General features: G+C 63.5%; 13 protein-coding genes. 4 read left to right on the top strand and 9 right to left on the bottom strand.

Translation table 11 applies throughout. The features are described 5' to 3' along the window. Positions 1 to 90 precede the first annotated feature (90 nt). Complete coding sequence (locus tag EAV90_RS34210; RefSeq protein ID WP_122406097.1) at positions 91 to 423, bottom strand: PRC-barrel domain-containing protein; 333 nt, start codon at positions 421 to 423, stop codon at positions 91 to 93. Positions 424 to 487: 64 nt separating this feature from the next. After that, positions 488 to 1,273, bottom strand: a complete 786-nt coding sequence (locus EAV90_RS34205) for an IclR family transcriptional regulator domain-containing protein (protein WP_122406098.1) — start codon at positions 1,271 to 1,273, stop codon at positions 488 to 490. A 110-nt stretch (positions 1,274 to 1,383) separates the two neighbouring features. Here EAV90_RS34205 and EAV90_RS34200 point away from each other — a divergent pair, with 110 nt between their 5' ends. The 3 genes from EAV90_RS34200 to EAV90_RS41335 all read left to right on the top strand — a co-directional run bounded on the left by EAV90_RS34200 (position 1,384) and on the right by EAV90_RS41335 (position 4,569). After that, positions 1,384 to 2,742 (top strand): aromatic ring-hydroxylating dioxygenase subunit alpha, encoded by a 1,359-nt coding sequence (locus EAV90_RS34200; RefSeq protein ID WP_129145922.1) that lies wholly within the window; start codon positions 1,384 to 1,386, stop codon positions 2,740 to 2,742. Between the two features lie 145 nt (positions 2,743 to 2,887). After that, positions 2,888 to 4,324 (top strand): glutamine synthetase family protein, encoded by a 1,437-nt coding sequence (locus EAV90_RS34195; protein ID WP_129145921.1) that lies wholly within the window; start codon positions 2,888 to 2,890, stop codon positions 4,322 to 4,324. A gap of 116 nt (positions 4,325 to 4,440) precedes the next feature. Further along, positions 4,441 to 4,569: a hypothetical protein gene (locus tag EAV90_RS41335; RefSeq protein WP_283810522.1), complete on the top strand. Its 129-nt coding sequence runs from the start codon at positions 4,441 to 4,443 to the stop codon at positions 4,567 to 4,569. A gap of 185 nt (positions 4,570 to 4,754) precedes the next feature. Here EAV90_RS41335 and EAV90_RS34190 read toward each other — a convergent pair whose 3' ends face one another. The 7 genes from EAV90_RS34190 to EAV90_RS34160 form a co-directional block, all read right to left on the bottom strand. Continuing rightward, entirely contained in the window at positions 4,755 to 5,468 is a 714-nt protein-coding gene (locus EAV90_RS34190; RefSeq protein WP_129145920.1) for an ABC transporter ATP-binding protein, read from the bottom strand. Then, positions 5,461 to 6,228: an ABC transporter ATP-binding protein gene (locus EAV90_RS34185; protein ID WP_129145919.1), complete on the bottom strand. Its 768-nt coding sequence runs from the start codon at positions 6,226 to 6,228 to the stop codon at positions 5,461 to 5,463. The genes EAV90_RS34190 and EAV90_RS34185 overlap by 8 nt, the downstream gene beginning before the upstream one ends. Next, complete coding sequence (locus tag EAV90_RS34180; protein WP_129145918.1) at positions 6,221 to 7,165, bottom strand: branched-chain amino acid ABC transporter permease; 945 nt, start codon at positions 7,163 to 7,165, stop codon at positions 6,221 to 6,223. Before EAV90_RS34180 ends, EAV90_RS34185 begins: the two co-directional genes overlap by 8 nt. Before the next feature lie 13 nt (positions 7,166 to 7,178). Beyond that, positions 7,179 to 8,096: a branched-chain amino acid ABC transporter permease gene (locus tag EAV90_RS34175; RefSeq protein ID WP_122406104.1), complete on the bottom strand. Its 918-nt coding sequence runs from the start codon at positions 8,094 to 8,096 to the stop codon at positions 7,179 to 7,181. A gap of 393 nt (positions 8,097 to 8,489) precedes the next feature. After that, the gene (locus EAV90_RS34170; protein WP_122406105.1) at positions 8,490 to 8,708 is read right to left on the bottom strand and encodes a hypothetical protein; all 219 of its coding nucleotides are present in this window, start codon (positions 8,706 to 8,708) and stop codon (positions 8,490 to 8,492) included. Between the two features lies 1 nt (position 8,709). Beyond that, positions 8,710 to 9,366, bottom strand: a complete 657-nt coding sequence (locus EAV90_RS34165; RefSeq protein WP_164937227.1) for an acyl-homoserine-lactone synthase — start codon at positions 9,364 to 9,366, stop codon at positions 8,710 to 8,712. 85 nt (positions 9,367 to 9,451) lie between these two features. Further along, positions 9,452 to 10,189 (bottom strand): helix-turn-helix transcriptional regulator, encoded by a 738-nt coding sequence (locus EAV90_RS34160; protein ID WP_129145917.1) that lies wholly within the window; start codon positions 10,187 to 10,189, stop codon positions 9,452 to 9,454. Positions 10,190 to 10,362: 173 nt separating this feature from the next. On the opposite strand from EAV90_RS34160, the gene EAV90_RS34155 reads away from it, so the two are divergent. Further along, positions 10,363 to 10,539 (top strand): hypothetical protein, encoded by a 177-nt coding sequence (locus tag EAV90_RS34155; protein ID WP_122406108.1) that lies wholly within the window; start codon positions 10,363 to 10,365, stop codon positions 10,537 to 10,539. Positions 10,540 to 10,808: the final 269 nt, after the last annotated feature.

The following is a 10,808-nucleotide window of genomic DNA, read 5'->3' as shown; positions in this document are numbered from 1 at the left end:
TCCGGAAAAGTGCGAAGCGGTTTTCCGGAAAGATCATGCGTAAACAACAAGCTAAAGCGCGATGACGATTCATCCAAATCTCATCGCGCTTTAGACCGACCAGTAATGCGGATGCGGATACGGCCGCGAGCGGTCGCCCCAGTCGAACGCCTCGCCGTCGAACTCGCACGGGCCGCTGCTGAGCTCCTCCAGCGTCGAGTCGATCTGGAACGCCTGCCGTCCCGGATCGTATTTCAGCGCGCTCCACTGCAGCGGATAATGATGATGGGTGCCGAGCAGCCCGCCGGTCTTGATCACGGCATAGGCGACCATTCCGCTCATCTTGTCGAGCATCAGCCGTTCGATCGTGCCGAGCTTCGTGCCGTCGCGTCCGTAGACGGCAACGTGCTCCACGCGATCACTGGGAACCATGGTATGGTGCATGGGCTCCTCCCTGTTCTCTTGTGCTGGCGACGATTATAGCACCGGTTTCGAGGCGAGGGAGGAACTACAGAAGCTGCGAGCGCACGGCCTCGGCGCCTTCCCGCAACAGCGGCAGGAAGCGGTCGATCAGTTCCTGCGCCGGCACGCGATCGACATGCGCGCCCATGTTGATGGCCGCGACGATCACGCCGTCGTAGCGGCGGACGGGGACCGAGATCGAGCGGAAATGCGGCTCGGCCTCGCGGTCGACCAGCGAATAACCCTGCGCGCGGTCGGCTGTGATGCGCGCGAGCAGCACCTTCGGGTCGGTCACCGTCTGCGGCGTCAGCGCCTCGCGCTTCATCGCATTCAGGCGCGCGGCGAGATCGGTATCGCCGAACTGCCCCAGCATGGCGCGGCCGACCGAGGTGCAGAAGGCCGGCAGGCGATAGCCGATCTCCAATCCGCCCGAGAACACCCGCGTCGGGCCGCCGCGGGCGATGAACACGACATCGTCACCATCGAGCACCGCCAGCGAGGAGATTTCCTGCGCCGCGGTCGCGATGCGGTCGAGCACGGGTTGAAGTACGGCAATGATCTGGCTCGAGCGCAAATATGATGCGGCCAACGTCAGCACATGCGGAGTCAGCGAGAACAACTTGCCATCGCCGGAGACGTAACCGCCGCGCTGAAGCGTGAACAGCATGCGCCGTGCGGTGGCGCGCGGCAGATCGGCGGCGCGGGCGAGATCGCTCAGCGTCATCGGGCCGGCCGTGGTGCCGAAGCACTGCAGCAGCCGCAGGCCGCGATCGAGGGCCTCGACGAAGTCCGTCGCGCGCTCGTCGCTCTCGCTGCGCTTCAGCTTGGGCATGGCTTCGGGATAATCCTGCAAAATAGTGCTTGCTGCCGCTCCAAGGCATGGCATAATTCGCCCATTCGTTCAATAGGCGAACAATCGCCCTCCACAAGGATACACGCGCCATGATGAGCCAGGAGCAGAACGACCTGATCACCCGCACCGGGCCGAAGGACCCCTGCGGCAAGCTGATGCGGAGCTACTGGCAGCCGGCGGCGCTGGTGGATGAGCTGGAAGGCGCGCGGCCGATCCGTCCCGTCAGGCTGCTCGGCGAGAACCTGGTGCTGTTTCGCGACGAGAGCGGACGCTATGGGCTGATCGACCGCCACTGCGCGCATCGCGGCGCCGACCTCGCCTTCGGGCGTTTGGAGCATGGCGGCCTGCGCTGTGCTTTCCATGGCTGGCTGTTCGACGCCACCGGCCAGTGCATCGAGACGCCGGCCGAGCCGAAGGATTCAAAACTCTGCCAGAACATCCGCCAGCGCTCCTATCCCGTGGTGGAGAAGAGCGGCATCCTCTGGGCTTATCTCGGCGAGGGTGCGCCGCCCGCATTCCCGGAGATCGACTGCTTCATCGCGCCGGGCAGCCATACGTTCGCGTTCAAGGGGCACATGGCCTGCAACTGGCTGCAGGCGCTGGAGGTCGGCATCGATCCCGCCCACGCCTCCTACCTGCACCGCTTCTTCGAGGACGAGGACACCTCGACCGCCTACGGCAAGCAATTCCGCGGCGCCTCGGCCGGCTCCGACCTGCCGATGACGAAGATCCTGCGCGAATACGACCGCCCGATCATCAATGTCGAGCACACCGAATATGGCCTGCGGCTGATCGCGCTGCGCGAGATCGACGCGGAGCGGACGCATGTGCGCGTCACCAACCAGCTGTTCCCGCACGGCTTCGTCATCCCCATGAGCACGGAGATGACGATCACGCAGTGGCACGTGCCCGTCGATGACGAGAACTGCTACTGGTACGCGATCTTCACCAGCTACACGAACCCGGTCGACAAGAAGAAAATGCGCGACCAGCGGCTCGAGCTCTATGAGCTGCCCGACTACAAATCGCGCAAGAACCGCAGCAACGATTACGGTTTCGATCCGCACGAGCAGCAGACCGCGACCTATACCGGCATGGGCAACGACATCAACGTGCACGACCAATGGGCGGTGGAATCGATGGGCGCGATTCAGGACCGCACCAAGGAGCATCTCGGACAGTCCGACAAGGCGATCGTGCAGTATCGCCGCCTGCTGCGGCAGGAGATCGAGAAGGTCCAGAACGGCGAGAAGCCGATGCTGTTCCTGGACGAGGCCAACGCACGCAGCATCCAGGGACCGGCGACGATGGACGGCATCGGGCCGACGCGGGGCTGGGAGACCTACTGGATGGAAGTCGACGTCAAGCGCCGCCGCGGCGCGCCCTGGACGGCGCCGGTGCCGAAGGAGATCGAAGGCAAGGTGCATCGGCTGACGGCGGCGGAGTGACGTCTATCCTCGTCATTGCGAGCCAAGCGAAGCAATCCAGTCTGTCACCGCCGGCGCATTGCTGGATTGCTTCGTCGCAAGAGCTCCTCGCACTGACGGAGAATGTGGCGCATGCTTCGCGCCTCACGACTGAAGGAGTAGCAAAGTGACTTTCGTCGCGCGCCATGCGCTGTGGTCGGATGAGCAGAAAGATGCGGCAACGCGCATGCGCCGTATCGCCGAGGAAAAGAACCTCGAGGTCATCCGCCTCGCCTTCCCCGACCAGCACGGCATTTTGCGCGGCAAGACCGTCGTCGCCGCCGAGGCGATCGCCTCGCTCGAAAGCGGCTGCTCCATCACCACGACGATGCTCGCCAAGGACACCTCGCACCGCACGGTGTTTCCGGTGTTCACGTCAGGCGGCGGCTTCGGCATGAAGGAGATGGAGGGCGCGGCCGATGTGCTGATGGTCGCCGATCCCACCACGTTTCGCGTGCTGCCATGGGCCCCGGCGACGGGCTGGGTGCTGTGCGACCTCTATTTCAACGACGGCCGCCCAGTGCCGTTCGCAACCCGCCGGCTCTACAAGAGCGTGCTCGATGAGCTCGGCACGCGTGGTTACGACTTCATCGCGGGCCTCGAAGTGGAATTCCACATCTTCAGGCTCGACGATCCGCACATGCGCGCGGAGGATGCCGGCCAGCCGGGCACACCGCCATCGGTGAGCCTGCTCAGCCACGGCTATCAATATCTCACCGAGCAGCGCTTCGATCAGATGGAGCCGGTGCTGGAGATCTTGCGGCGTGACATCGTCGCGCTTGGGCTGCCCTTGCGCTCGGTCGAGGTCGAGTTCGGACCCAGCCAGTGCGAGTTCACCTTCCAGCCGAGGAAAGGGCTGGAGCCCGCCGACAACATGGTGCTGTTCCGCTCTGCCGTGAAGCAGATCGCGCGACGCCATGGCTATCACGCCACCTTCATGTGCCGCCCAAAACTGCCGAACGTGTTCGCCAGCGGCTGGCACCTGCATCAGTCGATCGTCTCGCGCACGAGCGGCGAGAACCAATTCATGGCGAATGCGGAGGGCGAGCCGCTCAGCGCGTTCGGCCGGGCCTATCTCGCCGGCCTGCTCGACCACGCGCGCGCATCGACCGTGTTCACGACCCCGACCATCAACGGCTACAAGCGCTATCGGTCCTATTCGCTGGCCCCGGACCGCGCGATCTGGGGCCGCGACAATCGCGGCGTGATGATCCGCGTGCTCGGAGGCGCCGGCGATGCCGCAACGCGCCTGGAGAACCGCATCGGCGAGCCCGCCGCCAATCCCTATCTCTACATGGCCTCGCAGATTCTCTCAGGCCTCGACGGCGTCGACCGCAAGCTCGATCCCGGCCCCTCGGCCGACACGCCCTACGAGACCAAAGCGCCGCCATTGCCGAAAAGCTTGCGCGATGCAGTCGCCGCGCTGAAGGACGACCCGTTCTTCCGCGAGAAGCTCGGGGCTGAATTTGTCGACTATTACGCCCACATCAAGAACGCCGAGATCGATCGCTTCCTGTCTGAAGTGACCGACTGGGAGCATCGCGAATATTTCGAGATGTTTTGAGGACGATCCGCCTCACGCTTCCGTGAGACGACTTCGTCTCCCCTGTTCCGACGACATCCCGCAGCGGTCCGACGAAGCCATTTTCCGTCTCGCTCGAAAAACGGCGGAAAGACACCATGCCTAGACTGCCGCTCCATGATCAACAGCGGAGTTCGATCATGTGGGATCAATTGTTCAGCCTGATCTATCGCCTGTCCTGCAGGGCCACCCTGATCGAGATCGGCACGCATCGGCTGGCGCGTTAGCCGCCACTGAGTGCGTCGATCGAGGCTCGCGTGATCCACGAGCTGCACCGCCACGGGATTTGTTGGCAAGGGCGCACCGCCCTTTCCTGTGCCATTGCGAGCGAAGCGAAGCAATCCAGAATCTTTCCGCAGCGGCAATCTGGATTGCTTCGCTGCGCTCGCAATGACGGGGAGAGAGCGGCGCCTCAAATCCCCAGATATTTGTGCTGCAAATCCGGCGCGGCCATCAGCTCGTTCGATGTGCCGCTCCATACGGTTCTGCCGCGCTCGATGATGTAGTGGCGATCGCAGATGCGGGCGAGATGGTCGACGTTCTTGTCGACGACCAGGATCGACTGTCCCCGGTTCTTGAGCAGCGACAGGCAATTCCAGATCTCCTCGCGGATCAGGGGCGCGAGGCCCTCGGTCGCTTCGTCCAGAATCAGAAGCTTCGGGTTGGTCATCAGCGCGCGGCCGATCGCGAGCATCTGCTGCTCGCCGCCGGAAAGCTGGTTTCCCATGTTGGCGGCGCGTTCGGCCAGGCGCGGGAACAGCACGTAGATCGCGGCGAGCGTCCAGGGATTGCTGCTGCCGAAACGATCAGCCGCGGCGGCGACGAGGTTTTCGCGCACGGTGAGGTTCGGGAAGATCTGACGTCCCTCGGGAACGAGGCCGACGCCGAGCTTGGCAATTCTGTAGGACGGAAGCTGCCGCACTTCGGCGCCCGCGAAGCGAATGGTCCCGGCGCGTGCCGGGGTCAGTCCCATGATGGAGCGGATGGTCGTGGTCTTGCCCATGCCGTTGCGGCCCATCAGCGAGACCATCTCGCCCGGCTTGATCGACAGCGACAGGCCGAACAGCACCTGGGAGAGCCCGTAGCAGGTCTCGATGCCGTCGACCTCGAGCAGCGTGTCAGCCATGATGCGTCACCACATGCTGATCGCCGAGATAGGCGCGCTTGACGTCCTCGTTCTGGCGGATCGCGGCCGGATCGCCGGAGGCGATGACGCGGCCATAGACCAGCACCGAGATGCGGTCGGCGAGCGCGAACACCGCCGGCATGTCGTGCTCGACCAGCACGATCGAGACTTCTTTGCGCAGCTCCTGGAGCAGTTTGACCATGCCTTGGGATTCGGTGACGCCGAGGCCGGCCATGGGCTCGTCGAGCAGTAGCAATTTCGGCTTGCTGGCGAGCGCGACCGCAAGCTCGATCTGGCGCCGCTCGCCATGGCTGAGCTTCGACACCAGCACATCGGCGCGATGGGCGAGACCGACGCGGTCGAGCGCGGCATGGGCGGCATCGCGCAGGCCCGTCTCCTTGCGCGCATTGGCGAAGAAGCGGAACGAGGTGCCGGCATGCGCCTGCGCTGCGAGCGCGACATTGTCCGCCGCGGTGAAGTCGAGCAGCAGCGAAGTGATCTGGAACGAGCGCGCAAGGCCGAGCGCGCAGCGGCGATAGGCCGGCAAATAGGTGATGTCGCGCCCGGCCAGCGAGACGCTGCCGGAATGCGGCGCGAGATGCCCGGTGAGCTGGCTGATCAGCGTGGTCTTGCCGGCGCCGTTCGGACCGATGATGGCATGCAGCTCGCCGCTGGCGACCTCGAGCGAGACGTTGTCGGTCGCGATGATGCCGCCGAAGCGGCGCACCAGCTTTTCGACGCGGAGCAGGGGTTCAGCCACGGCCAGCCCTCCCGAGCACGCCCATGATGCCGCCGCGGCCGAACAGAACGATGAGCAGCAACAGCGGACCCATGATCAGCGCCCAATATTCGGTGATGTGCGACAGGAACTCTTCCAGCAGCAGATAGACCACCGCGCCCATCACAGGGCCGAACAGCGTTCCCATGCCGCCCAGGATCACCATCACCATGAGGTCGCCGGAACGCGTCCAGTACATCACGGCCGGGCTGACGAAATCGGTGTTGTTGGCGAGCAGCGCGCCGGCAAGGCCGCACATCGTGCCTGATATGACGAAGCAGACCAGCTGGTAGCGCTTGGCCGGAAAGCCGATCGCCTGCATGCGCTGCTCGTTGGAGCGCAGGCCCTGCACGACGAGGCCGAAGCGCGAATTGACGATGCGCCAGATCAGGAAGATGACGCCGAACAGGCAGGCGAGGCAGAGATAATAGAACTGCGTGCGGTTCGACAGGTCGATCAGCCCCGAGAAGTCGCTGCGCTTGTAGATGGTCAGGCCGTCATCACCACCGTAGCGCGCCAGCCCCGAGGCGACGTAATAGGCCATCTGCGCGAAGGCGAGCGTGATCATGATGAAATAGACGCCGCGGGTGCGCAAAGAGAGCGCGCCGATCACGAGCGCATAGATCGCGGAGGCCGCGAGCGCCACCGGAAACTGAATGAAGCCGGAACCCACGCCTTCCTGCGCAAGCATGCCGACGGCGTAGCCGCCGATGCCGAGATAGGCGGCATGACCAAAGCTCATCATGCCGCCAAAGCCCATGATGAGGTTGAGGCTCGCCGCCGCCAGCGCCAGGATGACGATGCGGGTGAACAGCGTCAGGATGAAGATGTTGCCGGACAGAGACGAATAGAGCGGCAGCAGCACGAGGCCCGCCAGCATCAGGGCCGTGACGGCCTTGCTCACGCTCAGACCTTTCATCGACGCAAGCTCTTCATCTGCGATGGGCCGGAAACAGCCCCTCCGGCCGCACCACCAGCACGATCGCCATCAAGAGATAGATCAGCATGGAGGACAGCGCCGGCGCGGCGGTGGAGGCGGCGGCGCCGCTCAGCACCTGGCGCAACAAGTTCGGCAGGAAGGCACGGCCGAGCGTGTCGATCATGCCGACGAAGATCGCGGCGAGGAACGCGCCGCGGATCGAGCCGATGCCGCCGATCACGATGATGACGAAGGCGAGGATCAGGATGTTCTCACCCATGCCGATCTGCACGGTGAGGATCGGCGCCTGCATCAGGCCGGCGAGGCCCGCGAGCGCGGCCCCCAAGCCGAACACCAGCGTGTAGAGCAACTTGATGTTGATGCCGAGCGCGCCGATCATCTCGCGGTTGGAGGCGCCGGCACGGATCAGCATGCCGATGCGGGTACGCATCACGCCGAGATAGAGCAGCAGCGCAACCAGCAGCGCCACCACGATGATGGCGAGGCGATAGGCCGGATAGTGAATGCCGGGCAGGATCGGCACCGGCACCGTGAGCCAGGCGGGCAAAGGCAGCGCCAGGCCTGCCGGGCCCCAGATCAGCCGCACGGCCTCGTTGAAGAACAGGATCAGGCCGAAGGTTGCGAGCACATGGTCGAGATGATCGCGGCCATAAAGATGCCGCAGCGCCGTCACCTCCAGCACGATACCGAGTACCAGCGTAGCCCCTAACGCCATCAGCGCGCCGAGCACGAAGCTGCCGGTCCAGGCCGCAAAGGTCGCGGCAAAGTACGCGCCCATCATGTAGAGCGAGCCGTGCGCGAGGTTGACGAGATCCATGATCCCGAACACCAGCGTCAGGCCTGCGGCGAGCAGGAACAGCAGCAGGCCGAACTGCAATCCGTTCAAGAACTGTTCGACGACGAGCAGCATCAAGACTCTTTCAGGCGCGCGCAGCGTCGCGCCGATGTTCGAACACGGTCGCCATCAGTGAAAGAGCTCCCCCTGCCTCTTCAAGGCCGAAAAATGGGTAATGGCAGTATCGTTCCGAGGCAAGAGCGATTCGACACCAAACATGCACTTTGTTGCATGCCGATGCATGCGATCGAAATCGATCGTGCAAGAATGCTGCCGTGCCGGCTGGGGCAACCTGCCGCACCCAGACCAACACCCTCTCGCCGGCGGACCGAAGAAAGGGTGCAAGTTCGTCGGAAGGCAGGGAAGTCTAAAGCGCGATGAGAATTGGATGAATCGTCATCGCGCTTTAGCTTGTTGTTTACGCATGATCTTTCCGGAAAACCGCTTCGCACTTTTCCGGATCATGCTTTAGTGCGACGTCATCTGCCGGGGGAGGTCGTCGGGCTCGGCGAGCACGCTGTTGGCCGTCGAGGCCTCCAGCGCTGCCATCCGGAACAGATAGGCGAGCGTCGCCAATCCAGAATCGTCCGCCATCTGCGCCAGCTCGAGCGCCATGTCGGACATGTAGCAGAGGTTCTCGTCCTTCGTTTGCGCCATGATCTGGCTGTCCCGCATCATGTTCGACATCTCAGGCGCTCTTTCGTTGCGCGGCGAAGCCGCAGAGGTTGGCACGGGCGATGCAGTCGATACGCGGACCGTCCTGCTGGACGACGCTCGTCATCCCGATACGGTCACGCACGATATCAAGCGACTCCTGCCGAATATCGATCGTTGCGGCCATGGTCCAGGAATTCTCGACCAGCGCCGGTAATCCCAGCGGCGTCACGACGAATCCGATGTCATGGAAGCGCGGTAGCCACCAGGTCTCCATGACGAGACAGAGCCGCTCGAGGCCCTGATCGAGACAGAACTCCTGCGCTGCCGCCATCAATTGCAGATTGAACACGCCGTCGCGGCGCTCGCGCGAAACGAAGAAGCGCGACCACTCCCAGACCAGCGGGTCCGATGGGCAACCGCGCACCGCGGCGAGATGCGGGAAGACCTCGCCCATCATCGTCGGCTTGGTGGTCGGATACAGGCGGGAGCCGCCGAGCACCCGGCCACTTTCGAGAGCCAGCAGGTAGACCGCGTCCTCATTGTCGTAGGTATCGATCTCGCGACCGTCGGGCTTGCGCAGTGCCTCCCAATTCCGCTCCTCGACAAAGATCTCGTGACGGACCCGAAAATGCTGTTCCAGGACACCCTCGTAGAGGTGCCGATTGACGGCAGAAATCACATGAATCATGAACTCCCCCATGGCTCGAAATGGGGGAAGCCTCAGCGAAAAAGGCAAAGCCGACCATTGGGAAATTTCCCAGTAGGCGACGATTTCAAGGAGTGATGATTCTGTGGCGGATCGCGATTGCGACCGCATGCGTCCGGTTGACGGCGCCGAGCTTGCGCGCGGCAGTTGCAAGGTGCTCTTCCGCCGTGCGTTGCGTGATGTTGAGGATCTCGCCGATCTCCCAGGCGGACTTGCCTTGGGAGGCCCAGGCGAGCACCTCGCGCTCGCGGGGGGTGAGCCGGGTCGACGGATGCGGCGCCGGATCAAGCAGACGGCGAATGTGATCAAAGCCGTACATCGCGATCAGATGCAACGCCGGCTTGCTGCGGGCGTTGAGATCGAGATGGACGCCACCGAGCGAGACGCCGGCCTCATAACCGGTCAAGCCGTGGATCGGCACCACGAAGCCGCGCGACATGCGGAAATCGGCGGCGCGCCGCATCACCTCCACCGCGCCCGGCTCTAGCTCCGGATCATACGGCGCTTCAGACCACTCGAAAGGGTTCACCGTCTGCCGGCATTTGCGGATCACGGGATCGACGCGATCGTAGCTCTTTTGGGTGTAGAGGCTGAACCACTCCGCCGGCCACTTCTTGGCGAGCACCATCTGGGAGAAGCGCTGATCGGGATTGGGCAGGCCCGTTACGATGATGTGTTCGAATCCGTACCGAGCGAAGGCGGTCGAGAGCGCATCCACGGCGTCCGGAATCTTCGTGTAGGCGCTAAGCCCCTCGATGAAGTCGAGCGCCTCCCGGCCATAATCCACGGCATCTGCGGCAGACATCAGTGCGTTTCCTGACCCTGGCCTCCCATATAGCATGTACATGTATTTGGGGGCTGCCCCAATTTCGCTGCTCCGTAGTTTGCCGGTGTTCCGTCTGCTGCGAAGATTTAATCTACTTGTGGAGGAAGTGAGGTCCAGTTACACCTGAACGCGTCCGAAGCGGGAAAACCACGATGGAAGACGAGGACATCGCCCTCAACAGCGTGCTCGGCCTGGAATTGAACCGCGTGTTTTTTGCCGTCCGCGAAACGGCCAACAAGCAGAAGATCATCGAGTTTGCGCGCGAGGTGCTGCAAAGCGAGCGCGCGGAGCTAGCCGAGAGCGTGTTGCCGGAAGGGCCGGCGAGCTAGAGCGCCGTTGCAACAGAAAGAGCGCGCGCCAGGAGGACGCCTCTCCATCTGAACGCGCGGATTTCGGTCGAAACGCTTTGACCGGGAAATTACTCCGCCATCGTCAGCCACGAGTCAGCGTCGCTCTTACCCTCCCCTGGAGGGGTAGGGCTATCGCATATGGGCGAGGGCGGAGAGAAGGAAGTCATTATTCCATCTGGCTTGGAGCATTTTGTGGCTGATGCGGGCAGGACCGGGCGTTGCCTGCAGGGTATTGATGGCCAGCTTGC

It is taken from the genome of Bradyrhizobium vignae (assembly GCF_004114425.1).
Lineage (GTDB): Bacteria > Pseudomonadota > Alphaproteobacteria > Rhizobiales > Xanthobacteraceae > Bradyrhizobium > Bradyrhizobium vignae.
Note: the sequence above shows the minus strand (reverse complement) of the source record. Positions and strands in the feature narration are given on the sequence as shown.

Excerpts from the sequence above, each read along its gene's own strand:
- EAV90_RS34210 (WP_122406097.1), bottom strand. The coding sequence starts at position 423 with ATGCACCATACCATGGTTCCCAGTGATCGCGTGGAGCACGTTGCCGTC.
- EAV90_RS41335 (WP_283810522.1), top strand. The coding sequence starts at position 4,441 with ATGCCTAGACTGCCGCTCCATGATCAACAGCGGAGTTCGATCATGTGG.
- EAV90_RS34200 (WP_129145922.1), top strand. The coding sequence starts at position 1,384 with ATGATGAGCCAGGAGCAGAACGACCTGATCACCCGCACCGGGCCGAAG.
- EAV90_RS34190 (WP_129145920.1), bottom strand. The coding sequence starts at position 5,468 with ATGGCTGACACGCTGCTCGAGGTCGACGGCATCGAGACCTGCTACGGG.
- EAV90_RS34180 (WP_129145918.1), bottom strand. The coding sequence starts at position 7,165 with ATGAAAGGTCTGAGCGTGAGCAAGGCCGTCACGGCCCTGATGCTGGCG.
- EAV90_RS34175 (WP_122406104.1), bottom strand. The coding sequence starts at position 8,096 with ATGCTGCTCGTCGTCGAACAGTTCTTGAACGGATTGCAGTTCGGCCTG.
- EAV90_RS34160 (WP_129145917.1), bottom strand. The coding sequence starts at position 10,189 with ATGTCTGCCGCAGATGCCGTGGATTATGGCCGGGAGGCGCTCGACTTC.
- EAV90_RS34205 (WP_122406098.1), bottom strand. The coding sequence starts at position 1,273 with ATGCCCAAGCTGAAGCGCAGCGAGAGCGACGAGCGCGCGACGGACTTC.
- EAV90_RS34155 (WP_122406108.1), top strand. The coding sequence starts at position 10,363 with ATGGAAGACGAGGACATCGCCCTCAACAGCGTGCTCGGCCTGGAATTG.
- EAV90_RS34170 (WP_122406105.1), bottom strand. The coding sequence starts at position 8,708 with ATGTCGAACATGATGCGGGACAGCCAGATCATGGCGCAAACGAAGGAC.
- EAV90_RS34165 (WP_164937227.1), bottom strand. The coding sequence starts at position 9,366 with ATGATTCATGTGATTTCTGCCGTCAATCGGCACCTCTACGAGGGTGTC.